Genomic DNA, 24,893 nt, shown 5'->3' with positions numbered 1-24,893 from the left:
GACGACAAGGATTGTCATGTGCATGCTCTCCACGTTCGTTCATCGATTTCATTATGGGGGCCAGCACGAGTCGTGCCCGGATATGGGGCGCAAAAGTGGCCGTGATCGGTCACGGCCACCTTGTGTGCGATTCAGTCGCGGCTGTTCATTCGTTCGAACAGGGCCTCTCCCAACTCGCGTGTCTTGGCCGAAATACCCACCAATATTTCCTCTTTGCCTTCGGCAAGCTGTGCAAGCGTTTCCTTGGCAAAGTCTTCAGGCGTGACCCTCATGCGATTGATAGTGCCTTCGCTGCGGGCGCCATCGCCAAGGCCGGTATCGACTATCGGCGGAACGATCTCGATAACCCGGACGCTTGTCTTCTTAAGTTGGTGGCGCAGGCTAAGCGTGAAGGAGTGAACCGCGGCCTTGGTCGCGCTGTAAACCGGCACGTCGGCCATTGGAGAGAAGGCCAAACCCGAGCTGACATTGACGACATAGGCCAGGGCCTGCTGCCTGAGCATAGGCAGCAATTCGGCGATCAGGTGGATGGGGGCGGTGAAGTTGATCGCCACTTCCTGATCCAGGCTGCCCATTGCGGGATCGGTCGTAAAGTCGCGATGTGCTTGGATGCCAGCATTGTTGATCAAGACATTCAGCGCCGGATGGTTGGCCTTCAACCACTGAGTCATTGCACGGCGATTTGTCGCATTGGCCACGTCGCAGCTGTACGTGATCAGCGCCGGCGCTTCGGCCTTCGCCTTTCGCAAGGTGGCCTCGCTGCGGCCGCAGATGATGACCTGATTGCCTTCGTTCGAGAAACGCTTGGCAAGCGCCAAGCCTATGCCTGTTGCGCCGCCAGTAATGAGGATGGTGTTACCTGTGAGCTTCATCGTCGTGTGTCCTTCCGTATATTGATAGAGAAGGGGCGCCGACGATTTATGAGGGAATCAGCGGGCACACCTTCGCAACCGGCAAGCCGGGCTAGGTGTCGCGGATACCCAGGGGGGAGGAGTTGCCGTTCCGTGGAACGGTGACCGGGCTACCATCCGGCCAGCACTCTTTCGACGGTTAGAACTTTATCGGTTTGATTGGCCGTTCACAACCTTTTGCCGAAGTTGGCAGCGGGATGGAAACGCCCTGCTGACCTGAGCTGCGCGATCGATGCGGTGCTGGCTCAACCGAAGCAATTTGGCGCGGTCGAGAACCACCGGATTGCCGTAATCGGTCATTCACTCGGTGGCTGGGCCGCGCTGGAAATCGCCGGTGCCCGCTTCGACCCGACCGGTTCAACCGGGACTGCAACGCACACCCGAAGTTGGCGGTTTGCATCGCCTACCCTCCAACACGATGCCGGCTTCGCGGGCACGACCGCTCCCATAGAGACAGCATGTCGCACTCAAGCCAAGGCCTTTAGATGCACCCGTTACAAACCATACTTTTTTGTCGCTCATTAGAATCAACCTTTAATTAGAGCGCTCAGCTTTTCGGACCCAAATGGCACAAAGCAAACATCCAATCCCGCAGACCGCTAATACCCAGCCCAGAGGCCAAGGAGTGTCATCGGAAAACACCGCCACCAATGCCGACCCCAACATGGCAGAACCGTATTGAAATGCGCCAACGAGTGCGGAAGCAGAGCCACTGGCATGCGGGAAACAGTTCAGTGCCCCGCCAATTGAATTGGCCAATACGAGCCCGGTGGCAGAAACGAACAGGAGGCAAGCGCACATCATCATCGGCAACCCACCCCAGTTCGCCCAAGTGTTGATGGCCAAGAGTAGCCCCGCACATGCAGACATGAGCGCACCCACTGTCATCATCACCTGGGTGTCGTAGCGGTTGAGAAGTCGGGCATTGATTTGCGCTGTCACCATCATGCCTACGATGCCCGCGGCGAAAAGCAGTCCATACACCTGCGCGGATACATGGTGATAGGTGATGTAGGCAAAAGGTGAGGCTGCGATATAGGCAAAAGTTCCGGCGTAGAAAAATGCGCCCGTAGCCGTGTAACCAACAAATCGGCCATCACGAAGAAAACCGCCGTAGCGAGCCATGATTTCTTTCAGCGATGCTGGACTGCGGCGGGCCTTGGGTAGCGTCTCAGGCAATAGCAGCAGGCTCACAAGGGTCGCCAACGCAATCAGGACCAAGGTCCAGAAAATGGCTTGCCACGAACCAAACCTAAGAATTTGGCCACCCACTGTCGGACCGACTAGAGGGGCAATGGCCATGATCGTCATCAACGTCGACATCTTTTGAGCAGCCTTACGACCTTGATACAGGTCTCGCACCATGGCCCGTGCCAGCACCACGTTTGCACATGCTCCCAGTGCCTGCACGATTCTCCACCCAATGATCTGCGTGCCGTCTGCCGCCATGGCACAACCTGCCGAGCCGATAATGAATAGTATCAACCCAATGGCCACCGGCATTTTGCGACCAAACCGATCACTGAACGGGCCCCAGAACAACTGTCCAGAACCGAATCCAATCAGATAACCCGTAACGGTAAATTCCAACGTGCCTCCACTGACGTGTAACGCAGCAGCCATCACTGGCATTGCGGGCAGATAAAGGTCGGTTGAAATTGAGGCAAACGCCATCAGCATGCTGAGGATTAGCAATATCCGCAGGCCGTGGTTCTGGTCGTTAACCTCCGTCTCCTTGCTGATCGCACGGTGCTCCGGGGCAGTAGCATTCATATCATTCATGGTGGAATTCAAGTGCCTCCATCGTCGGGTTCCCATCTCTAAAATCACACTATTTTCCACTGTAACTATGCTGGCCCCTAAGCGAATACAGGCTCAATATGGATGATCTTATGAGCGCCGCTCACAAGTGTGAGCCCAGGCCCGCCGAAAAGACGTAAAACCATCGGCTCTGTGCTGTTTTTTATGACTGAGAAAGGCTCATTGGTTCATGTGATTTTCAGCGGTAGTCGGTAGGTGGCCCATGAACTAACTTGCTGGAGACCACCACGCAAGCAGGAGCTACTGATGAGAATGTTCGTCGCCTTATCGCCGCTAGCGATGCTCATTGCATCGGTTACCGCCCACGCTGAAAACTCCGCAGGCCCTCCAAAGAACATTGTCAGGAATGGTGATCAGTCCAGAGGATGTCATCTGCACCCCGCCAGGTGTAAAGCATTGGCACGGAGCAACGGCCAGCACCGGTATGACCCATATGGCTATCCAGGCGTCTGTGGAAGGCAAGAATGTCGAGCGGCTGGAAGCAGTCAGAGACCTCTGAAATGCTCACTCAACTGGCGTTCTATGCCGGTTGGCCCAATGCCTTTTCAGCGGTCCCGGTTTTTAACGAAGTCTTTACCAAACGGCTAAAGGCATAGCGTTTTCCTTCCCGGTTTGTGTGACCACCGTCTCCACCATTGTTCCTGGCAGAACGCTGTCGAACTGAAACGGCTGTTAAACAGGCCGCTGAGCAGCTAATCGCCGAGGGATACGCGGCACTGGCAATAACGTGCAATGTTGCTGACGACGCTCAAGTGAAGGCCATGGTCACCCGTACTGTGGCCGTTTATGGTCGGCTGGATTTCGCCTTCAACAACGCAGGCGTTCAAAGCCCGGTTGCCGAAATGGCCGACGCGACAGTGGAGGCATTTGACGCGGTTAATAACATAAACATGCGCGGTGTCTGGAGCTGTATGAAGTACGAACTCCAGCACATGCGCGAGCAGGGAACCGGTGGCGCAATCGTCAACTGTTCATCGCTTGGCGGATTGGTGGGCATCGCCGGGCGCGCGGCCTATCACGCAGGCAAACACGGTGTTTTGGGGATGACCAAGAGTGCAGCCCTGGAGTATGCCGCGCGAGGTATTCGTATCAATGCGATCTGCCCTGGCATTATCAATACGCCGATGGTCGGCGACATGCTTGAAACGCAACCGCAGGCGATGGCCGAACTGATGAAGTTGCAGCCTATCGGGCGTCTGGGTGAGGCGTCGGAAATTGCCGACGCTGTGCTCTGGCTGTGCGGCCCGGGCTCAAGCTTCGTGATCGGTCATTCGCTTGCTGTGGACGGCGGATACACCGTAGCTTGAACCGGATGAATTGAACATCCACTCAGGACAAATGTGCGCCGCTGCCGCGCACACCGAGATCACGCTGAGACGCTTGCTTCCCGCCACAGCATCAAGGTAGCGGTCCCATGGGTTCCAGTTCGCGAATCAGGTCGATCAGCAGTCGCAGGCCCACTGGCAATTGCCTGGAGCTGGAGTAGTAAACATGCAAGCCTGGGTCGACATGGGACCAATCCTCCAGCACAGCCTTTAATACTCCGTTCGCTATCTGTGGGGCAATCACGGCCTCAGGCACATACATCAAGGCCGCGCCACGGCTAGCCAAGGCCATGCCGATCCGCGATTCGTCGATGGTGATGGCGCCGGGCACATCCACTTCCAATACTTGCCCATCCTTAGCAAATTGCCAGTGGTAGATCCGTGCATTTCCCAGTCGAACTCGAAGGCATCGGTGATCCTTCAGGTCTTCTGGATGCTGCGGGATACCGAAGCGCTCCAGATATTCTGGGGTGCCGACCACGCTCCAGCGAATATCGGGGGATAGCCGCTGAGCAATCATGTCCTGCGCAACGGTGCCGCCAAAACGGATGCCTGCGTCGTTGCCTTCTCCGATCACGTCGACCATCTTGTTGGATACAGTGAGGTCAATTTCGATACCCGGATACCGGTCGACGAAGACAGGTAGCACGGGCCCCAGCAGCAGCTCTGCTCCATCGCTGAGCACGTTCAGTCGGATCCGTCCGGCGGGCTCGTCGCGCAAGCGGTTGAGCTTTTCCAAGGCTTGGTTGATGTCGTTGACCGGGTTTTTGATCAAGCCTTGTAGCTCTTCACCGGCAGCAGTCAACGTCACACTGCGAGTGGTGCGATTCAATAGTCGAACACCCAACCGAGCCTCAAGCCCCTTCATTGCATGGCTAAGTGCAGAAGGACTAATGCCGACTTCCAGGCCCGCCCGACTAAAACTTTGATGTCGGGCAATGGCGAGGAAATAGATGATGTCTGCCAAGTTGGTGCGACTCAACTGCATGGGAACTCCATTGGTGATTGGGGAAAGCATACTGATCGGGTAAGTGATCGATGAGCTTATCCAGCGTAATGGGGTAATCCCGCACCCGGACGCCGGTGGCGTTGTAGATGGCGTTGGCCATCGCCGCCGCTTCAGGGGTTGAATGCTTTCAAAGCCTGGACCACCAAAGAGACTGCTTGTGAAGCTTGCCGACGACTTGGATAGAATAAATGGTAGCCGGTGTAGGTAGGAAACCAGTCTTCCAGCACACAAATCAGTTTCCCCGAGTCGACGTGAGGCTGTGCAAGATCCAGAGGGATATAGGCGAGGCCAAATCCCTCAAGCGCGGCATCCAGCATTTGGTATGTGCTGTTGAATACCAGTTGCCCGTCCACACTGACCTTCAACTCACGACCCCCTTTGCTTAACTCCCATTGCATCAGCGAATCGCGCGTGGGCAAACGCAGATTGATGCAATTGTGGTGGATCAGGTCCTGAGGTGTTTCACATGAGCCGTTCTCTGACAGATAACCTGGTGTTCCGACGATAGCCATCGTCAAGTCCGGGCTAATGCGTGCGGCGATCATGTCCTTCTCTACCTGATCACCCAGGCGAATGCCAATGTCGTAGCTTTTCTCGACGATGTTCGAAAGGCCATAGTCGTTTATCAATTCGACACGGATATCCGGGAATTCTCGCAGCAAAGGTTTGAGGCGAGGCCAGACGTAAGCCTGGGTCGCATAATCGGTCGTCGTAATGCGCACTGTGCCAGTTGGACGGTCGCGCAAATCGCTAAGCGCTTCCAGTTCCGCATCGATCTCTTCAAAACGCGGCGCGATGGCTGCCAGGACCCTACGTCCTGCCTCGGTCGGCGAAACACTCCGGGTGGTTCGAGTCAGCAGCAGCAAGCCCATTCGTTTTTCCAGAGCGCTGATGGTTCGGCTCAATGCCGACTGAGACACACCCAACTGTGCAGCGGCGCGGGTGAAGTTTCGTTCACGGGCGACCGTCATGAAGGCGAGCAGGTCGTTCAGGCTTTCTTTGATTATTAATGCTCCAGTGCATAAGTGCATCCCGATTCTGCCGACTAATCATAGGTCCGATCAGCCTATACAGTAAATGCACTGTGAAGCTTCAATGTGATTGAGGCTTCGTTCTAAACCAAAACCCAAAGGTACATGGCAATGGAACTCAAACGAGTCGGCTCACAACCTTCAGTAAAAGGCCCGGAAGCGTATTTCACCGGCACGGTTCGTATTGATCCACTTAACTTCCCGCCCGAACCCGCGCGCGTTTCTGTAGCGGCGGTGACCTTCGAGCCCGGCGCCCGTAGTGCCTGGCATACACATCCGCTGGGCCAGACGCTGATAGTGACCGCAGGTTGTGGCTGGACTCAATGCGATGGCGAGCCGATTGTGGAAATCCGGGCAGGCGATGTTATTTGGTGTCCGCCCGGCCATAAGCACTGGCACGGAGCTTCGGCAACTACAGCAATGACGCATATCGCCGTGCAGGAAGCGCTGGACGGCGTGAACGTAGTCTGGCTGGAAAAAGTCACTGACGAGGAATACTCGGTCGGCCCGACCGCTGACAGCCACGAACACAGCCACTGAGCACTTGGTCCTTCTGGTCGATTGAAACGCATCGGATTGGCCAGCACTGAATTGGAGAACCGAAATGACTGAATCGACTTCCGTACCGACATTGCAAGACCTGGAGTCTGTCGCCCCGGCTCTGCGTCAGTTCACGGAACAGGCCATTCATGGCGCGCTGTGGGCGCGTACTGAACTGTCAGCACGCGACAGGAGCATCGTGACACTTGCTCTGGTGATTGCGCGTAATCAGGCCGTGCAGCTCACCCCGGCTTTGGAGGCAGCATTGAGCAACGGCGTTCAGGCCGCAGAAATTTCTGAAATGATCACGCACCTTGCTTTCTATGCCGGTTGGGGCAATGCCATGGCGGCGGTCTTACCGACAAAGGCTGTGTTTGAGCGAAACGGGATTGATCTGTCGGGGTTGCCGCCAGCACAAGATGCGTCGCTGCCGCTCGACGAAGAAAGCGAGGCCAAGCGTGCAACTGCGGTGGCCGGCAACTTTGGCGAAGTAGCTCCAGGTGTGGTGCAAAACACCACCGACTACCTGTTCCGCAATTTGTGGCTGAGGCCAGCCCTGGCGCCGCGTGATCGGAGTCTGATCACGGTTACGGCCCTCGTCGGCGCAGGCCAGGTGGCACAAATTCCATATCACCTCAATCGCGCCATGGACAATGGCCTGACTCAAGCGCAGGCAGCAGAAGTTCTGACACAGCTGGCGTTTCATGCAGGATGGCCAAATGTATTCTCGGCAATGCCGGTGTTCAAAGATGTTTTTGAAAGTCGGCGCTGACAGTTGATGAGCGTCAGATAACTGTTATCTGGTGTGCTCATGAATGCCCTCGGAGCTAGCACTGTAGCATTGCGAACATTAGAACCCTCACAGGATTGATCTCAATGCGAAGGCCTGTTTTTTTGGGAGCAATAGCAATGTCCTGCTTGTGGGCAGGGACAGCGTTTTCCGATGAGCCTACGGACAAGGTGGTGCGAATTGCACAAATTGTCATCTCCCCGGCACAGCTCACTGCTTACCAAGCGGCTGTCAAAGAAGAGATGGCAGACTCTATCCGCCTTGAACCTGGCGTTTTGGCGATTTACTCGGTAGCGGAAAAGGACCACCCGAATCGCCTGCATTTTTTTGAGATATACGCCAATGATGCCGCTTACCGCAGTCATATTACGTCCTCACATTTTCAAAAATATGTCACAACCACAAAGTCGATGATCGTGTCCAAAGAGCTGATTGAAACCCAGCCGGTGCAACTCAGCAGCAAGGTTTCACAGTGAGTGACGCGGGGCCACATGAGGGTAAACCCAGCGGGGCCAACCAGGTAACTACGGTTCCGAGGAGGCTGCTGTTTGTGCTTGCGATTTGTGCGGGTGCTTCAGTCGCTAATCTTTATTACGCACAGCCCCTGCTCGCGTTGATTGCTCAGAGCTTCGACGCCGCGTCACACATCGGTTGGGTGGCTGTAGCCCCGATGCTCGGCTACACACTGTCACTGATAAGCGTACTGCCAATGGGCGATCTCGTAGACCGTCGGAAGCTGTCGATCATACTCGCATGCACCATGGCGCTGGGGGCCATGGCCTGCGCAGCGGCGCCATCGATAATGACCTTGACTCTGGCGTCTGCCGTTGTTGGATTTGGAGCCGTCATCACTCAACTATTGCTGCCGATGTCGGCGGATTTGGTACCAGACTCCCAGCGTGCCCGTGCTTTGGGCATTGTTTTCAGCGGCGTACTGGCGGGGATCCTTGTTGCCCGCACGGTCAGTGGCGTCATCGGGCAAGCGTTCGGTTGGAGAGCGATGTTCGTTGTCGCCGGTATTGGGGCAATAGCCCTGGCGTTGACGCTGGGGAAATGCCTGCCAAGGCTGGCACCGAAGACCGGACAAAGCTACCTCTCGCTCTATACGTCAATGTGGCAAATGCTCAAACGCCACCCATCTTTGCGTGCAGCCTGCATTATTCAATCGTGTGTGTTTGGTTTGTTCACTGCATTCTGGTCAGTGCTCGCGTTGCTGCTCGCCAAGCCGCCTTTTGAACTGGGGGCGGCGGCGGCGGGTGCATTTGGCATCGTCGGGATTGTTGGTGTGTTGGCCGCCAATTTCAGCGGTCCGTTGATAGAGCGCTTCGGGAGTGCGAAAGGAAGGCTGCTCGGTATCGGTTGTTGCCTGGTGGCGTATCTGGTTTTCAGCTTCGATGTTTCGCTTCGTGGCTTGGTCATTGGCGTCGTACTCATGGATTTCGGCATGTCGATTGCGAACGTCTCTAGTCAAAACACCATTCTCGGACTGGAGCCTGAGGCACGAAACAGGCTCAACACCCTGTACGTAACCAGCATCTTTTTGGGCGGCTCGATGGGCGCATCGATAGCGAGCTTGGGATGGGCCCATCTAGGCTGGCCAGCGGTCTGTGCAGTTGGCCTGATCCTTTCGCTTGTGGCTTTAGCAGTACATCTGCTGGGGCAACGCGGGGCTTGAACCCGTTCGTTTTTCAAGAGAGGTAGAGAAGATGAAAGCCAAGAAAATAATGTCGGGTGCGCTTGTCGGTTTGGCGCTTTTTATCGCAGGAAATTCGGTTGTCTACGCAGGCGAAAAATCGTCCGCCGTTGCCCCTGCTTATTACGTCGCCGAATTCGAGGTGACGGATCCTGAGGGCATGAAACCTTACAGCGCGAACGTTGAGTCAACCTTCACGCCGTATGGTGGCCACTTCATTGTCCGTGGCGGTCAGACCATTTCACTTGAGGGTGCTGCTCCCAAGCGGAAGCGGGTGGTCATCGAATTCGATAGTATCGAAAAGGCCAAGGCCTGGTACAACTCACCCGAATACACTGCACTGCGAAAAATTCGTCAGCGGTCAGCCAACACGGACGTGTACCTGATCGAGGGTATAACGGCCAAGTAAGAGAATGAATCCGGGGCTTGGGCTAATGAGTGCCCCGCATCAGTGCTGTTCGTTACGGGCCGGTTATCCAATGCTTGGCTCCATCTCTTCCCCCGCAACGGCTCTGGTGCATATGTGCCTTGGTAGTTCGGGCCATAGACCTTGTGACGACCCTTGCCTGCGCATACGTATGGGCAGGCTACTGGCGCCGAGTCGACGGATCAGGTTTATATTGAAGGGCCTCGCATGAAAGTCCGTATCACGGTCCATGGAAAATCGGTGCTCGCCTCCCCCGCCGACAACCCCACGGCAAGGGACTTCGCGTCTCTGCTGCCGATCACGTTAAGCGTGAACGACTTATACGGTCGCGAAAAATTTGCGGGGCTGCCCGGTCACTTTCGACGGCTGGGCCACGATCACCCGGCGATGAGATGGGTGATGTGATTCTTTGGTCGCCAGGACCTGATCTGATGAATTAGCAGGGCTACCCGCGCACAAATGCGCAGCGGCCAGAATGAGCTGAACGTTTTAGTACTCTGTTAGTGGATGCTGAAGCCGGGAAATCGATTGTGGGGAATATGGGATGTTGCGTGAGAATGCGAATGACCTTCTGGCCTTTATCGCGGTAGCACGAGAGCGGAGTTTTACCAAAGCCGCTGCACAGTTCGGCGTTTCACAATCTTCGCTGAGCCACGCAATCAAAGCGTTCGAGACACGGCTGGGTATGAGACTGCTAACGCGCACTACACGCAGCGTCTCCCTGACTGAAGCAGGCGAAACCCTATACAAGAGCATGAGCCCGCACTTTGATGCAATGGAGGCACATTTTCAAACGCTTCTGGGTCTACGGGATAAGCCTGCGGGCACGATTCGGATCACTGCCGCGGACTTTAGCTTCCATACCGTGCTTTGGCCGGTCCTCGTGGATTTTCTCGGCCAGTATCCAGACATCAAGGTTGAGGTCATCTGCGAGTACGGGTTAGTCGATATTGTCTCTGAGCGCTACGACGCGGGTGTGCGATATGGCGAGATGGTTGCTGATGGAATGATCGCTGTGCGGATAGCGCCGGACATGCGCATGGCCGTGGTTGGATCCCCCCTCTATTTTGAGCATCACCAATCTCCGGTTTCTCCGCGCGAGCTGGTTGACCACAACTGCATCAATATGCGATTTCCAACTCACGGTGGCCTCTATGCCTGGGAGTTCGAAAAGGGTGGGCAGACACAAAAAGTGTCCGTTAGTGGCCAATTGACTGTCAATGGTGTGTACCAGACGCGCGACGCTTGCCTGACAGGAGTGGGACTGGGGTATCTCCCTGAAACCTTGGTAGAGCGATCCTTGGCTGATGGACGCTTGATCCGAGTACTGGAGGATTGGTGCCCGGAATTCCCCGGGTTTCATCTTTACTATCCCAGTCGTCTTCAGGCATCGCCGGCGTTCACCCTGCTGGTCGATGCCTTGCGTTATCCACGCGATCAAACGAAAGTCGCTAATCAGGCCCTGGAGAGAAAGCGGCATTAATACTTCGGGCCAAATTGGATTGAACATACACTTTCGGCCGAAGGCTTTTACATTACCGCGCCGACCATGGCTGGCTGCCGCGAAGCGGCTGATTACGGGACCGAACACCTAGCGTAACGCTTTAGGTGGTTAGCCAGATGCCACCTGTGTGCGACCACCTGATCAGTTTTACTTGCCCGCTGCCACCCGTTTGCCACTGCATAACGAGCCAGCGAACACCCGTTCGAGCGCCCACGCCGAATCTGGTTCGACCTGATTGTTGTCTATATACCCATCCCTATCGTCGAGGTTCGGTGAGCCGCGCGCAAGCGCCAGCGTCATAACGACGCGTTTGCCGATTCCAGCCAGCGCTTGCCCTTAGCCACGCTCAACTCACCCGGCAAAACGATGCCATTCTTAGCCGCGAGTATCTCTGCCATGACGCTGACCGCGATTTCTGCCGGAGTCTTGCTACCGATGTAAATCCCGATCGGGCCACGAAGGCGCTTGAGCGAAGCTTCGGTCTCGCCAAAATGTTCGATAAGGCGTTCACGGCGAAGTTGGCTGTTACGACGCGAACCAATGGCGCCGACGTAGAACGCCGGACCTTGTAACGCCTCCAGCAGCGCAAGATCATCAAGCTTGGGATCGTGGCTCAACGCAACGATACAGGTTCTCAGGTCGACCGAAAAATCACGAACCACGTCATCCGGCATGCCCACCAGGCATTCCACGCCGTTGACCGCCCACGTATCCATGTATTCGGGTCGCGGGTCGCAGACCGATACGTTGAACCCGTTGAACAGGGCCATGGTGGCCAAATACTCAGCGAGTGCTCCTGCGCCGATCATCAGCAATCGATAGCCGGGCCCCAGCGTGTTGAGCATCTGTTGTCCGTCGAATTCAAACTGTTCCGGCGTCGGAGTCGGTTCAAGCCTGACTTCGTTAGCGTGAAGAATCAGACGACGACGCACCAGACGCCCAGCATCCAGTTGGCTCAGCAATTCACCCAGCGACTGCCAGGAGGGGTTGAACTCAAGGATCAACTCCAGCGTACCGCCACAAGGCAGCCCAAAGCGATGCGCTTCATCGGCGCTGACGCCGTAGCGCACCACCTCGGGCGGCCCGTCGACCAAGCCAATTGCACCATGGGCCGTGGTGTAACAGTGAATCAAGTCATCCTCGATGCATCCACCGGAGACACTGCCGACAACGCGCCCATCGTGACGCAACGCCATCATCGAACCCACCGGTCTCGGCGAAGAGCCCCAGGTGCGGGCTACGGTCGCCAGCAGTACGCGGTGACCAGCAGCAAGCCAGTCTCGGGTGGTGCGCAACACCAGCAGGTCGATGCTTTCCATCACACGCTCCCCTATCGCATTTGCAAAATGATCGGACTGCTGCTCGCCGAGTCGGTGTGCTCACGCAGCTTGGCCACGGCCTTCGAGTCCACCGCTGCGCCCTGGTTGCCCCACGTGCCACGCACGAACGTCAGCACTTCGGCGATCTGCTGATCCGACAGCTGTTGTCTGAACGCCGGCATGCGGTATGCGTCTGGTACTCCGTCAGCCACGACACGCTGCGAACCGTTCAAGGTAATGTTGATCGCAGACGCAGACTCTTTCGCCAGCGCCGATGTGGCCCCCGCCAATGGCGGCATCGATTCGGGCTGACCTTGGCCTTCCAGCCCATGGCAAGACGCGCAGCGGGTGACATACGTACCTGCGCCGGGGGTGTTCAGTTGCGTGGCGGCCGACACCTGCTGGTACTGCCAAGCGGCGCCGTCACGTTGACTGTCGCCGGGTAGCGATTTCAGATAGTGGGCGATGGCGGCCAGGTCGTCACCGCTCATGAACTGCGTGGAGTTGTTGAACGCCTCCGTCATCGAGCCGAACACCACCGCATGTCTATTGCGGCCCGTTTTGAGGAACTGGATAATTTCTGGCTCGCCCCAGCGGCCCAGCCCAGTATTGTGGTCCGCACGCAAACTCGGCGCGTACCAACCGTCGAGCAAGGCACCAGAAACAAACGGCGTGCCAGATTCGTCCAATGCTTTCTCGTTGAAGGCCAGACCCCGAGGGGTATGACAGCTGCCACAGTGACCAGCGCCCTGAACCAGGTAGGCTCCACGGTTCCACAACGCATCCTGATCCGCTTTCGCCACATAAGGTTGGCTGTCAGTGAATACACCGTTCCACAGTGCTATCGGCCAGCGCATATTCAGAGGCCAAGGGATCGAGCTGGGTACATTCGCCTGTTTGACCGGCGCCACGCCTTTCATGAAGAACGCGTATAGCGCGCGCATGTCGTCATCGTTCAATTTGGCGTAGGACGGATACGGCATCGCCGGATAAAGACGTCGCCCACCCGGTGCGACACCGTGGCGCACGGCACGGTCGAAATCCGTTAGGCTGTAATTGCCGATACCGGTCTCGCGATCGGGCGTGACGTTGGTGGCGTGGATAGCCCCAAGCGGCGTGGCCATCTCCAGGCCGCCCGAAAATGGCGCGCCGCCCGGCACGCTGTGGCAAGCCACACAGTCACTGAGTCGGGCGACATATTCGCCTCGGGTGACGAGCGCCGGGTCGATGTCGGCGACGGCGACATGATCCTGTTCCAGTCGCGAGTAAGGCTCGCGGGTGACATACCAGGCCAGCAGCCCGGCCGCGACCAGGCACGGCAAGGCCAACCAGCCAGCGGTTCTTGCGAATCGGCGGTTCTTCATGGGCACTCCAGTGCAGGTCAGGTGAAAGAGTGTCGGCTCAATGGCATGCTGCGCACACGCTTCCCGGTCAATGCCGCCACGGCGTTAGCCACCGCTGGCGCTACTGCCGGCAACGGTGGCTCACCCACACCGCCCATTTTTTCACCGCTCTCGATGATTTTAACGTGCACCCGCGCCATCCGTGACGGCGGCAGGATCGGGTAAAGATCGTAGTTGCGCGCACGGGGTTTGCCGTCGACGTACACCGCTTCCTCCAACAGCGTCTGGGACAAACCGAGTGCCACCGCACCATTCACCTGAGCCTCGACAATCGCAGGGTTCACGATGCTGCCAGGATCAATCGCCTGCCAGATATCGTGTACCTTGACCTGACCCTTTTCGATCGACACTTCGGCAATCACAGCAGTCTGTGTGCCGAACGGCGAGGCCATTGCCACACCACGCGCCCGCTTGCTCCCGTCTTCAGCGGTAAACGGACCACGCTTCCATCCTCCCGAGAGTTCGCCCACCGCTTGCAGCAGTGTCGTCAGGCGCTGGTTGTCACGCAGCAAGTGCAGGCGCAACTCAAACGGGTCTTTACCGCCCTTGTCCGCGAGCTCGTCGAGGAAGGACTCATAGAAAAAATCATTCAGCGAATTCCCCACCGACCGCCAGTAACCGAGCATCACCGGTCCTTTGACATAGATCTGCGCGATCCGCTTGTTGGCGATGGCGTACGACTTGCCTGCCAGCCCTTCTAGCGCGGTCGGGTCTATTGTTTCGCCCTGTTTGCCTGCCAGGGCTTCTCTAGGCCCCTCCGTGGCGCTGACCGCTTCGATTGCCACCGGCCAGCCGTCGTTGTCCAGCGCCCCCCGAAAGTTGACTGCCGCAACAGGACGCAATACGTCGCGCAGAAACTCCTCTTCGCGGCTCCAGATCAACTTGATCGGGCGCCCTACTGCCTTAGCTAACGCAATGGCCTGTGGATATGGACTGGCTGAGTCATAGAGAAAATGCCGACCGAAAAAGCCCCCTAGAAGCGGCGAATGCAATGTGATTTGCGAGGTGTCAAGGCCGGTCCGCTTGGCGATATCTCCACGGAACATGTCCGGCGCCTGGTTAGGTAGCCATACTTCAAGTGTGCCGTCGGGGTTGAACCGAGCCAGTGCAGACGGCGGCTCAAGCTGGCCGTGATTTAGGTACTGGTTGTGATAGGTGGCTTCTATTTTCGTCTTGGCGTTGCTCAGCGTAGCCGCTACATCACCTTCGTTTTCAGCGTCACGGCTCGGGCCTTTCTCAGCGGCTAGTTTTTTGAAGTACGCGTCACTGGAGAAATCCGCTGGCATGGATCTTACCTTGCTGTCGGCCTTTGGCTCTTGCCAGTCGACCTGAACCGCCTCCACCGCACGCTTCGCATGCCACCAACGCTCGGCGACCACTGCCACGGCGCCGGGTAGACGATGCACAGAGTGCACGCCTTTCATCGCCTTGACTTGTTCTTCGTTGCGCACGTTGCCAACGGTCATGCCCAGACGCGGAGCATGCTGCACCGCAGCGTGGAGCATGCCATCAACCTTGAGGTCGATGCTGTAGATCGCCTTACCGGTGGACTTGTCGTAGGCATCGAGACGCTTCACCGGTTTGCCAATCCAGCGGAACTGGGCGGGATCGCGCAGTTGTACGCTGGCCGGATCTGGCACCGGCAGGTCCATAGCGCGCCCGGCCAGCTCACCATAAGAGAGGGAGCGACCCGAGGCAGCGTGCACCACTTTGCCGGGTTCGGTGGACAACTCGTTCACTGGCACGCCGAGCGTCTCAGCGCCCGCTTGCAGCAACATCGCGCGGGCCAAGGCCCCAAGGCGGCGCATGGTCGGATAACTCATCCGCACCGACATGCTGCCGCCGGTAATGCGCATGCCATTTGCCAACACAACGTATTCGTCGCCCGCTGGCGCTGCCTCCACCAGGAAGTGCGTCGGATCGACGTCCAGTTCTTCACCGACGATCTGCGCCATGGCAGTGAATGTACCCTGCCCACCTTCCATGAATGGGCACAAGAACCGAACGGTGTTGTCAGGGCGAATTTCCAGGAAGGCCGGCACCTGCGTGCCGCGCTCGACCGTCTTAGCGGTAGCAGCCTGCACGCGGGCAGAGCCCAGCGGCAGGCCGAGGCCCAGCACGAGTGCGCCCACGGCAGTACCGGTCAAAAAGCGGCGACGAGAGAGGTTGACCGGATCGCTCAGCGACAGGGGCGGCGTGTCGTTCGCCGCATCGATAACTACGCCCATCACACGTTCTCCTTCTGCTTGGCCTGACCCGGCGCAGACTGACCTGCAAGGTCGTGAACGGCCGCGTGAATAGCATTGTAAGTACCGCAGCGGCAAAGGTTGACCATCGCAGCTTCGATCTCTGAATCACTGGGTCTGGGGTTGTGTTTGAGCAGCGCCGTAGCGGCCATGACCTGCCCGGATTGGCAATAGCCGCACTGAGCGACTTGTTGCTCCACCCAGGCTGCGACGACACGCTTGCCCACGTCATCCGACTCGATGGCCTCAATCGTGGTCACCTCATGGCCAACCACCCCGGCCACGGGGGTCACGCAGGAGCGCACCACATTGCCGTCCACCAGCACCGAACAGGCGCCACACTGGGCCAGGCCACAACCATATTTGGTGCCGGTCATGCCCAGATCATCGCGGATCACCCAGAGCAAGGGTGTGTCCGCATCGGCATCGACCTGGTAGGTCTTCTGGTTGATTCGTAATTCCATCACTCACCCGCTGATCATCGGTTGATAGGCGTTGTTATAAGCAGTGCCATGCAGCTTGGCGCAGCACCGTTGAATGGGTTTCAAACCTGGCTTATCGCATTGCCGACAGCGTCACTGTCGAACGGCTGGCCTCGTACTCCAGCCATGTCGCGGCTAGGTGCGATTCCGAACATCCGCCCGTACTCACGGCTGAACTGCGACGGGCTCTCGTACCCGACCGCAAAGGCCGCCCGCGATACATCCAGATGTTCATTGAGCATCAGTCGGCGCGCTTCATTTAGGCGCAGCCACTTTTGGTATTGCAGCGGGCTCATGGCGGTGAGCTGGCGGAAATGATGATGGAATGTGGGTGCGCTCATTTGTACTTTTGCCGCTAGATCATCAATACGCAGCGGCTCGGTGTAATTGAGTTTAAGCCAGTCGATGGCTTTGGCAATTCGATAGCCTTGGCCATCGACGGCAGCAATCTGTCGTAGCCTGGGTCCCTGACCGCTGCCCAGCAATCGGTAGTGAATCTCGCGCAGAATGAACGGTGCGAGTACCGGGATCGCCTCTGGCTCATCGAGCAAGCTCACGAGTCGATCGACAGCGTTTTCCAGCGCCGAGCCCATGCTGGCGATACCCACCCCAACGCCCACGGCTCGGTCACGCGTGCTTGGCAGACCGATGCTGGCGAGCACTTCAGCCAGCATCGAGATGTCCAGCTTCATCACCAACCCGATGCAGGGACGCTCGGGGCTGGCGGTCAGAACTTCGGAGTTGGCTGGCAGATCCAGTGACGTGATTACAAAACACGAAGGATCGTAGCTATAGCCCTCGCCACCGACCCACAGCCTCTTCTCGCCACGAGCCACCAGAATCAGGCTCGGTTCGATCATGCAGATCGCGGGCGGTGCCGGCTGATCGCGACGAAAGAGTGAGAGACCCGGTATCGGGGTCTCGAAGTCGCCGGCCCTGCTTAAACGTAAATCGATGTTCAATGCCAGCGTCGAGATCTGGCTATCACGGGTATGACTCATGGTGACGAACTCCTGATAGCCAAACTGTAGTCCCGGACGGCAGCCTTTCCTACCTGTCAACCTGCATCCTCATAGGATTGGGCAAGCATTCAAGAGGAATGCACTAGGGCAGGTAAGGCATGACCGGGAGAATGGTCCGAAAGGTAACAGGAGATATCAAATGCCAGTGCTAGCCTATGGTGCCCATGCGGGTGACAAGCCGCTCGAATCAATGCGTATCACTCGACGCGAACCAGGCGCTGAGGACATCCAGATCGACATCGCCTATTGTGGGATTTGCCACTCGGACCTTCATCAGGTGCGAGCCGAATGGGAAGGCACACAATTTCCCTGTGTTCCCGGCCATGAGATCGTCGGCCGCGTCTCGGCAGTCGGGGTGGGCGTCACCGATTTTTCACCCGGTGACCTGGTCGGCGTGGGCTGCATCGTCGACAGCTGCAAGCATTGTGAGGAATGCGATGCGGGTCTGGAAAACTACTGCGACGGCCTGATGGGCACTTACAACTTTCCGACCCCAGATGCACCGGGCTGGACACTCGGTGGCTACTCGCAAGCGATCGTGGTGCACCAGCGTTACGCATTGCGCATTCGCCATCCCGAAGCGCAACTGGCCGCCGTAGCGCCATTGCTGTGTGCTGGAATTACAACGTGGTCGCCTCTGCGTCACTGGCAGACGGGTCCTGGTAAAAAAGTCGGTGTAGTCGGTATTGGCGGCCTCGGCCATATGGGCATCAAACTGGCTCACGCGCTGGGTGCTTATGTCGTGGCCTTCACCACGTCTGAGTCCAAACGGGAGGCCGCCAAGGCATTGGGCGCCGATGAAGTCGTGATCTCTACCGATGCGCAACAGATGGCCGCGCACCTTAAAAGCTTCGACCTGATCATTAATACCGTGGCCGCGCCTCACGATCTGGACGCCTTGCTGGTGCTACTCAAACGGGACGGCGCAATGACACTGGTCGGCGCACCGGCTTCGCCACACCCATCGCCCAATGTATTCAACCTGATCATGAAGCGTCGCACCCTCGCCGGGTCGATGATTGGCGGCATTCCGCAGACCCAGGAGATGCTGGATTTCTGCGCCGAACATGGCATCGTTTCGGACATCGAACTGATCCGCGCCGAGCAGATCAACGACGCCTACGAGCGTATGCTCAAGGGCGACGTCAAATACCGCTTCGTGATCGACAACGCCACGTTGGTGGACTGACGCTTTCGTATCAGGGCATCGCGTATTTGTATCGCAGCGGCATAAGTACACGATGCCTTTCTCGTCGAATATTCATCGCATGTACCGCCCTCTCACCTGGGCAGCGGCAAGGCCGCGCTGCCTTCACTGCAACACAGGATTTTCCATGACCCACCCTTCCACTGCCCAGCATGGCTGGAGCGCAGTGCTGGGCATGTCTTTGGCCGCATTCGCGCTGGTGGCCTCCGAATTCATGCCCGTCAGCCTGCTGACCCCAATTGCTGCCGAGTTACACATCACTGAAGGCCAGGCCGGCCAGGGGATCTCTGTTTCGGGCGCGTTTGCATTAATCACGAGTTTGATGATCGCGACTATCGCGGCACGGGTGGAGCGCAAGCGATTGTTGCTGTGCCTGACCTTGCTGATGATCGTTTCGGGGACAGTGGTGGCATTCGCTCCAGGCTACCCTTCCTTTATGTTCGGCCGCGCCTTGATCGGTGTCGCCATTGGGGGGTTCTGGGCTTTATCCGCCGCCACCGCCATGCGTCTTGTGCCATCCGACCAAGTACCGCGAGCCTTGGCCATCGTCAATGGCGGCAACGCGCTGGCGACGGTTGTCGCGGCGCCGCTGGGCAGCTTCCTCGGTTCATTGATTGGATGGCGAGGCGCGTTTTTCTGCGTCGTGCCGGTGGCCGTCCTCGCCGCCCTGTGGCTGCTGATCAGCCTCCCCACATTCAAGGTTGAGCCCCGCGCCGCAAGCAACAGCGCCTTGCGCTTGATGACGCGAATACCCGTTGCGCTGGGCATGGTCGCGGTGAGCGTATTTTTCATGGGCCAGTTCATGCTGTTCACGTACCTGCGACCGTTTCTGGAAGCCGTGACCGGGGTCAGCGCGGGAGGGTTGTCGCTAATGCTGTTGGTACTGGGCGTCGCAGGCTTCATCGGCACGTGTCTGATCGAGCGCGTCATCGGCAGAGGCCTCTATCGCACATTAACGGTGATCCCTCTGATGATGGCGGTCATCGCATTGGCGTTGGTCAGCCTAGGCTCATCCCCCGCTGCGACGGCAGTGCTTCTGGGGCTTTGGGGCCTGGTCGCGACCGCCGCGCCGGTAGGCTGGTGGACATGGCTGGCGCGCACGCTTCCGAGCGATGCAGAAGCCGCTGGCGGAATGCTAGTAGCGATCGTTCAGCTGGCGATTGCGGGAGGTGCAATCGTCGGCGGCCTGACATTTGATTTCAGCGGCTATCAAGCAACATTTGAATTAAGCGCGGCCGTGTTGGTTATCGCGGCTTTGCTAGCTTGGCTGACAGGTCACGTCGCTTTAGCTGAGCATGTGGGCGCTTCAAACGCGACACAATAATGTGTCTCTTTCAACGTGTTGGGTGGGTCCGAAATGAGCGCTTTGGGTCGGGTGCAGGCGACCCTACGTGGGATCGACCATACGGCCCATTGCGCTTGCAGCCCTCACGGAAGCCTGCCATTTCAGCGACCCGCAAGAGAACTCTCTTTCCCTTGAGTGAAATTTCCTAGAAAATCCTGACCGCTTGCGCCTGATAATTTCGGTGGTTAGTCTCGATTCGTCACTGCCAATTCAGTGATCGGGTTTAGCAGCCCATTGTGATCAGGCGCACGGCGCCACCTTCTACGAGGCGCTTTTTTCAGCCTCCGTTTTATGGTGGTCGTGCGCAGGGCACTTCGGTGCGCCGGTTTTCCTGATCACCGGTCTGCTAACCTGCGTACGGCTGCCACCCCCTCGTTTAGCAGCGATGTTGGCGGCTCCCTCAACAGATCGGGAGTACCCACTTTATGTTCAAGATAACCCCCAACCCACCGGCAACATCCAACGTTGAAACCATCGACCCTCGCATCGTCGACCGGGCCTTGTCTCACTACAACCTTGGTCCAGATGCAGGCTCGAAACCACCCCCTGCCATCGTGCGGCATGATCCTCTGAATGAACCCATGAATCAGGAAGACGCCCTCGTCAACGTCTACTCCATTCTGAAATCCGCCGCTGCAACAGCCTATGAAAACGCAGACAACCAAACAGGCTCTAATCGCCAGGTGGCGATGGGCGTGGTGCACCTGATTGAGCTGGCGCAACTGAGGATGGACTCGGTGCTGGATAGGCAGGCAGTCAGCGTCAACGGTTGACCGCACACCCATGATCAAAGAACGGGAAGTGAGGCTTCCCGTTCATTTGAGTATGAAACGCTACAGCCGTGTCAGCCTCCCCCCGGGCGATTGCCTGACACCTGCTCAGACCCAGATAAGAAGCCTAAGGTAGTGCCCGGCTCAGATGAGCCACAACAGGATGCCCACACAGGGGAACGACAGCGGGATTATTGAGCGGTAGCGTCACAAGGGCCTTGTGGGGCTGCCTAAGCACAACACCTTAGTCCGTAAATCGAACAACAGGCTTCAACTAGATTTTCGGATAGATCTTTTTGAAAAAATACGCCATATCAAATACTGCATATTTTAAAACTACGGAATAAAGACAAGTTGGCATCATGCCCGCAAAACAAAAATATATAGATATCAAACAGGCATTTAATACATCACCACGAGCGACTGCAAAAACCCACCAGTGAAACACTCCATTTAAGAGGCATGCCGTCAAAAACACCCCAAGAGCACTTACACCCACATACACATAGAAATGCAATATGAGCCAGGTTTTTTTCGCCCCCCATTGCTTTCGCTTCATTAGTTTTGCGTGAGCATCAACGCAACTTAAAGCTGCACCCCTCCTATGCACAATCATATATACGAATGATGCCAAATTATATGTAGATGCGCCAATAAAGGATAGCCCGCTCAAGTTTTTATAAAAGACATCATCAAGCGGCCCGACAAGTATAGGAGCAATTTTTATACCCACAAATCCAAGCCCATTGACTATCGGGGTTAAACACCCAGCCAAGACTTCATTAAAACGGTGAAAGTAAAATCCCGAAAATGCGTAGACTATGATAAGCACCAAAAATACAACATATATCGGGGCGGAGCTAAACCACTGCTCGCGAGTTTGGTCTATAGGAAGACTCGGCGAAATCACCTTATTGTTTATACCTTCGTCCATTACGTCTCCTCGACCGGATCAACGTTTTACGCGTAAGGGGTGCTTCGAATCATAACGAGCCCGCCCCTTCTGAACTAAACTAGCGATTTCGGCTTTATGTAGATACTCAACAACCAGTGCTCCATCTAAGAGCTTTTGCCCCTCACTGAAAACCACCTCCTGCCACTCAGCCAAAACTTCCACATCAACGCTGTCCCTACATGTGAATTCGCCAAGCATATAGGCATCTATCACGGTAGCGCTACCCAGGTTCTTTTGGTGAGCTGCAGGCGCCTCTACGTGGGATCGACCTAAGTCCCAAGCCCAGAACACCACCCAACTGCGCCTGCCACTTCTCCGCGCCATGGCCGACAGTTTGCTGAGGGTCTTGGCCATGGCAATGCTCACACCACTCAAGAGCACCTGGCAACGCATACGGCACACCAGACACCGCCCCAGAAGCCCCCCCTCAAGCTTCTCCTTGGCGCGACCCGCTCGGCGCCATGGCAAGAAATCGATGCTCACCACAGCGGACAACCTGGTCAACCGAACGGCCAACAACGTAAACAGATATCGTCCGACGCAAGCCCCTGCATCACCAGCTCAATCTGCTACCCGTAAACTGACTGCATAGATCTTCGAGCGCAATCAGCTCTCCCCTTACCCTTAAAGGGCTTTTAGGGAAGGCGGTGTGTTTTGCTGCACGGAAGGCAATCTGTTGCAGCAGTTGGAAGGATTCGTGTTTGGAGCTCGAACCTGAAGTTACCGGACCAGCACTGGCGTCTGATTGACTGGGCATTGAAATGCCCACTCACGTTGGCCTGCGCCGGAAGAGCATTCAGGAACAGATACAGCTTTTAGGACGGAAAGACCACTGAAGCCTGCTCAATGAGCGGACGTTGAGATGTAGCCCAATTGCTACCGACTCTGTCTGGAGGTGATCAGCTCCTTGCACCTCTCCGCCACCTTCGGGATGGTTACGGCCACTTGAGATAGCACCCGATACATCTGGTGCTCATCTAAAAACGGGAAGACTTCAAGATTGAGCGCGATTTGAACCTTGCGTGTATTGCGGCCTTCAACAAGCCAGCGCTCAACAGTTCGAGTCATCACGGCTCCATTGTCTTCTGTCTGCCAGGCAAGAAAGTCAAAAAGCTTTGCCACCAAAAGAAACGGAACCGATTCTGGTATATGGATAAACAGGCGATCAGCCAAATCTGACTCACCAAACTCGATTACGACTGCTCGTGCCGCATCGAACGCCTCTGAGTATTCGGCTTCATGGATCTCTACTGCGATCACATCCAGCGCTTTAGCAACAACCTGATGCATCGCGATTCCATGCTTTGTGGCGAGATGCTGATGCTACCAGCCTCAGAGTTACCTGTTGAACAATCTGCGTCCATGCGAGCCTCATTCCAACTATCCGAGCACCTCGTGATCCCTAGCAAGCCGCATTGGAAGTGGATAGCGATACGACGCAGGTCGAGGTGGCGCGGGCGCTGGTGTCTTCAATGATGTATTTGGCGAGCTATCAAGTACTGTCTGTTCCTGAAACAGATGCAACCCTATTTCAGGACTAGACAACAACGGAAAAACCTGAACCTTTCTCGGCCCTTTTAGTAGGCGGTAGGAGTCAGGTAAAAATCACCATTCCTTATTGAGATCCTACGATGTACTGACTCACCAGGCTTTAAGTCAATTTCGGACTCGATGATCGGCGGTTTCCCAAATAACACCCAGCTACTCAGCCCAAGTATGTGCTTGCCAGGAGTGAGGCCAAATTTAGCTACCTCGCCTGAATGAAACTCAGCAGCGGGTTTTCCATCAATATGCAAAACTAAGCGAAGCTCCACCCCGACAATGCCGCTGTCTCTGGTTACCACAAGCTGAGATTCATTTTTCGCTATGGATGTATATAACCGCGAGGCTGGAACCGGCTCTGCATTTTCTGCAGATATCGGTGAAGTGGAACACCCAGCAATACCCAATAGAACCAAAGCCGCAGCTAAAAATCGCATGTCGTTCCTTCGAAGTATTTTCACGGGACTCTATCATCAACCAAAAAAGCAGAAAGTGCCCGAATGTATCAAACGTCTACATCGAGTTCTCGGCTTAGGTGTCAGTTTTCAAACGGTGTTGACAGCTAACCAGTGAAGCTGTTGGGTGGCCGTATCCATATCACCTCAGCATAAAATCCAGCGCTGTAGCCAGGACTCGGGCAACGAAGAAGCTGTCAGAGCCCCACATACAGAAAGCATACGAAGGCTTACGATCCAGAAAAAGAAGGCTAGTCCGAAAAAACCTAGGCTACTTGAAAGTCGTTATGACAAAAACAACAAAGCCACCCGAAGGTGGCTAAGTCATCAAAGAATATGGTCGGGACGGAGTGATTCGAACACTCGACCCCTAGCACCCCATGCTTGTTCCTCATCACGCCTAACCTATTGTTTATAAAGGGATAGAGTTGATATATAGGCTAGCAAAACATCAGCATTTTCGTGCTTATGCAAACGAGAGCGCGCGGCCTCCAGAGGAGGTTTTGCGCGCCCTCCATCCTTCCCTGGCGTCCTGCCGAACGAACACAATCCCCCCCTTCTTGCTGATACCATTCCTCCATATCGGAGGAACAACCATGCCCAACACCGACCTGCTGCCCGCGCTGCTGATGAAGCTCAATGAGAACCAACTCGCCTTGGGTGCCGCCATCGAGGAGTTGTCCAACTGGGTCGAACAGCGCGGCTCAACCGAGGTGGCCGACAACATCCGCGCCGCCCTATGGCCGCTCGACAATAACCTCGAGTTCATCACCATGAGCCTGGCGGTGCTCAATTCGCCCGAATGAAGCCTGGCCCGGTGCCAGGTTTTCCGTTTCTAAGCCCTGCCCTTCGTCATGCATTCCGCGGTGCTCGCGAAGGCTGTCCCGGCCTCCTGCACAAGGCTTCGCCACTCATCGGCACCGATCAACCCGGTACACTCCATATGATCGGCCGATATCAAAAGTTCGTAGTAACGAGCCTCCTCGCCCAATCGGTCTTCCGGTCGAGCAAATAGCACGCGCCAAGTTTTCAGCGCCCTTTCCCTCGCGTCCTCTTCCATTCTCAGCCCTCCCCTGAGTTTGTTCGGCAATTCAGT

General features: G+C 56.5%; 25 protein-coding genes and 2 pseudogenes. 14 read left to right on the top strand and 13 right to left on the bottom strand.

Features of this window, described 5'->3' with window-relative positions; all coding sequences use genetic code 11:
• Window positions 1-131 precede the first annotated feature (131 nt).
• Entirely contained in the window at window positions 132-872 is a 741-nt protein-coding gene (locus tag HX866_RS11640) for an SDR family oxidoreductase (protein WP_177139689.1), read from the bottom strand.
• Window positions 873-1,091: 219 nt separating this feature from the next.
• On the opposite strand from HX866_RS11640, the pseudogene HX866_RS34295 reads away from it, so the two are divergent.
• Window positions 1,092-1,318, top strand: a pseudogene (locus HX866_RS34295) (dienelactone hydrolase); the annotation flags it as partial.
• Between the two features lie 127 nt (window positions 1,319-1,445).
• On the opposite strand, the gene HX866_RS11635 reads toward HX866_RS34295, so the two are convergent.
• Entirely contained in the window at window positions 1,446-2,693 is a 1,248-nt protein-coding gene (locus tag HX866_RS11635; protein ID WP_177093627.1) for a multidrug effflux MFS transporter, read from the bottom strand.
• 388 nt (window positions 2,694-3,081) lie between these two features.
• Here HX866_RS11635 and HX866_RS34290 point away from each other — a divergent pair.
• A pseudogene (locus HX866_RS34290) lies at window positions 3,082-3,231 on the top strand ((R)-mandelonitrile lyase); the annotation flags it as partial.
• A gap of 136 nt (window positions 3,232-3,367) precedes the next feature.
• On the top strand, window positions 3,368-4,039 hold the full coding sequence (locus tag HX866_RS11630) for an SDR family oxidoreductase (protein ID WP_177124565.1): 672 nt from the start codon (window positions 3,368-3,370) through the stop codon (window positions 4,037-4,039).
• A gap of 91 nt (window positions 4,040-4,130) precedes the next feature.
• Here the strand turns inward: HX866_RS11630 and HX866_RS11625 are convergent, their stop codons facing one another.
• Both HX866_RS11625 and HX866_RS11620 read right to left on the bottom strand, forming a co-directional pair.
• Window positions 4,131-5,045, bottom strand: a complete 915-nt coding sequence (locus tag HX866_RS11625; RefSeq protein WP_177139687.1) for a LysR family transcriptional regulator — start codon at window positions 5,043-5,045, stop codon at window positions 4,131-4,133.
• 131 nt (window positions 5,046-5,176) lie between these two features.
• On the bottom strand, window positions 5,177-6,073 hold the full coding sequence (locus HX866_RS11620; protein ID WP_177093624.1) for a LysR family transcriptional regulator: 897 nt from the start codon (window positions 6,071-6,073) through the stop codon (window positions 5,177-5,179).
• Between the two features lie 135 nt (window positions 6,074-6,208).
• On the opposite strand from HX866_RS11620, the gene HX866_RS11615 reads away from it, so the two are divergent.
• The 7 genes from HX866_RS11615 (at window position 6,209) to HX866_RS11585 (ending at window position 11,030) form a co-directional block, all read left to right on the top strand.
• Window positions 6,209-6,637, top strand: a complete 429-nt coding sequence (locus HX866_RS11615) for a (R)-mandelonitrile lyase (protein ID WP_177124563.1) — start codon at window positions 6,209-6,211, stop codon at window positions 6,635-6,637.
• Between the two features lie 64 nt (window positions 6,638-6,701).
• On the top strand, window positions 6,702-7,409 hold the full coding sequence (locus tag HX866_RS11610) for a carboxymuconolactone decarboxylase family protein (protein ID WP_177093622.1): 708 nt from the start codon (window positions 6,702-6,704) through the stop codon (window positions 7,407-7,409).
• 137 nt (window positions 7,410-7,546) lie between these two features.
• Entirely contained in the window at window positions 7,547-7,903 is a 357-nt protein-coding gene (locus HX866_RS11605; protein ID WP_256344902.1) for a putative quinol monooxygenase, read from the top strand.
• A 74-nt stretch (window positions 7,904-7,977) separates the two neighbouring features.
• Window positions 7,978-9,102 carry an MFS transporter gene (locus tag HX866_RS11600; protein WP_177139682.1) on the top strand — a complete coding sequence of 375 codons (1,125 nt, stop codon included), beginning with the start codon at window positions 7,978-7,980 and terminating at the stop codon, window positions 9,100-9,102.
• A 31-nt stretch (window positions 9,103-9,133) separates the two neighbouring features.
• Window positions 9,134-9,529: a DUF1330 domain-containing protein gene (locus tag HX866_RS11595; protein ID WP_177093619.1), complete on the top strand. Its 396-nt coding sequence runs from the start codon at window positions 9,134-9,136 to the stop codon at window positions 9,527-9,529.
• A 225-nt stretch (window positions 9,530-9,754) separates the two neighbouring features.
• Window positions 9,755-9,952, top strand: a complete 198-nt coding sequence (locus HX866_RS11590) for a cyclophilin-like fold protein (protein ID WP_177124560.1) — start codon at window positions 9,755-9,757, stop codon at window positions 9,950-9,952.
• A gap of 139 nt (window positions 9,953-10,091) precedes the next feature.
• Window positions 10,092-11,030: a LysR family transcriptional regulator gene (locus tag HX866_RS11585; RefSeq protein ID WP_177139680.1), complete on the top strand. Its 939-nt coding sequence runs from the start codon at window positions 10,092-10,094 to the stop codon at window positions 11,028-11,030.
• 317 nt (window positions 11,031-11,347) lie between these two features.
• Here the strand turns inward: HX866_RS11585 and HX866_RS11580 are convergent, their stop codons facing one another.
• The 5 genes from HX866_RS11580 to HX866_RS11560 all read right to left on the bottom strand — a co-directional run bounded on the left by HX866_RS11580 (window position 11,348) and on the right by HX866_RS11560 (window position 17,502).
• Window positions 11,348-12,370 (bottom strand): XdhC family protein, encoded by a 1,023-nt coding sequence (locus HX866_RS11580; protein ID WP_177139678.1) that lies wholly within the window; start codon window positions 12,368-12,370, stop codon window positions 11,348-11,350.
• An 11-nt stretch (window positions 12,371-12,381) separates the two neighbouring features.
• Window positions 12,382-13,734, bottom strand: coding sequence for a c-type cytochrome (locus HX866_RS11575; RefSeq protein WP_177139677.1), 1,353 nt, complete (start codon window positions 13,732-13,734; stop codon window positions 12,382-12,384).
• Window positions 13,735-13,751: 17 nt separating this feature from the next.
• The gene (locus HX866_RS11570) at window positions 13,752-16,001 is read right to left on the bottom strand and encodes a xanthine dehydrogenase family protein molybdopterin-binding subunit (protein ID WP_177139675.1); all 2,250 of its coding nucleotides are present in this window, start codon (window positions 15,999-16,001) and stop codon (window positions 13,752-13,754) included.
• Window positions 16,001-16,483 (bottom strand): (2Fe-2S)-binding protein, encoded by a 483-nt coding sequence (locus tag HX866_RS11565; RefSeq protein ID WP_177139673.1) that lies wholly within the window; start codon window positions 16,481-16,483, stop codon window positions 16,001-16,003. Before HX866_RS11565 ends, HX866_RS11570 begins: the two co-directional genes overlap by 1 nt.
• An 80-nt stretch (window positions 16,484-16,563) precedes the next feature.
• Window positions 16,564-17,502 (bottom strand): AraC family transcriptional regulator, encoded by a 939-nt coding sequence (locus HX866_RS11560; RefSeq protein ID WP_177139671.1) that lies wholly within the window; start codon window positions 17,500-17,502, stop codon window positions 16,564-16,566.
• Between the two features lie 160 nt (window positions 17,503-17,662).
• Here HX866_RS11560 and HX866_RS11555 point away from each other — a divergent pair, with 160 nt between their 5' ends.
• The 3 genes from HX866_RS11555 to HX866_RS11545 all read left to right on the top strand — a co-directional run bounded on the left by HX866_RS11555 (window position 17,663) and on the right by HX866_RS11545 (window position 20,848).
• Complete coding sequence (locus tag HX866_RS11555) at window positions 17,663-18,712, top strand: NAD(P)-dependent alcohol dehydrogenase (RefSeq protein ID WP_177139670.1); 1,050 nt, start codon at window positions 17,663-17,665, stop codon at window positions 18,710-18,712.
• 145 nt (window positions 18,713-18,857) lie between these two features.
• A complete protein-coding gene (locus HX866_RS11550; RefSeq protein ID WP_177139668.1) occupies window positions 18,858-20,054 on the top strand; it encodes an MFS transporter in 1,197 nt (398 codons plus the stop codon).
• 446 nt (window positions 20,055-20,500) lie between these two features.
• Window positions 20,501-20,848, top strand: coding sequence for a DUF6124 family protein (locus HX866_RS11545; RefSeq protein ID WP_177139666.1), 348 nt, complete (start codon window positions 20,501-20,503; stop codon window positions 20,846-20,848).
• 271 nt (window positions 20,849-21,119) lie between these two features.
• On the opposite strand, the gene HX866_RS11540 is transcribed toward HX866_RS11545, so the two are convergent.
• The 4 genes from HX866_RS11540 to HX866_RS11525 form a co-directional block, all read right to left on the bottom strand.
• Entirely contained in the window at window positions 21,120-21,779 is a 660-nt protein-coding gene (locus HX866_RS11540) for a hypothetical protein (RefSeq protein WP_177093608.1), read from the bottom strand.
• Between the two features lie 18 nt (window positions 21,780-21,797).
• Window positions 21,798-22,154 (bottom strand): hypothetical protein, encoded by a 357-nt coding sequence (locus tag HX866_RS11535; protein ID WP_177139664.1) that lies wholly within the window; start codon window positions 22,152-22,154, stop codon window positions 21,798-21,800.
• Window positions 22,155-22,676: 522 nt separating this feature from the next.
• A complete protein-coding gene (locus tag HX866_RS11530) occupies window positions 22,677-23,090 on the bottom strand; it encodes a hypothetical protein (protein WP_177139663.1) in 414 nt (137 codons plus the stop codon).
• A gap of 287 nt (window positions 23,091-23,377) precedes the next feature.
• On the bottom strand, window positions 23,378-23,779 hold the full coding sequence (locus tag HX866_RS11525) for a hypothetical protein (protein ID WP_177139661.1): 402 nt from the start codon (window positions 23,777-23,779) through the stop codon (window positions 23,378-23,380).
• 614 nt (window positions 23,780-24,393) lie between these two features.
• Here HX866_RS11525 and HX866_RS11520 point away from each other — a divergent pair.
• Window positions 24,394-24,603, top strand: a complete 210-nt coding sequence (locus HX866_RS11520; protein ID WP_177124789.1) for a hypothetical protein — start codon at window positions 24,394-24,396, stop codon at window positions 24,601-24,603.
• Window positions 24,604-24,893 lie beyond the last annotated feature (290 nt).

The sequence above is a fragment of the Pseudomonas gingeri genome, assembly GCF_013386165.1.
Lineage (GTDB): Bacteria > Pseudomonadota > Gammaproteobacteria > Pseudomonadales > Pseudomonadaceae > Aquipseudomonas > Aquipseudomonas gingeri_C.
Note: the sequence above shows the minus strand (reverse complement) of the source record. Positions and strands in the feature narration are given on the sequence as shown.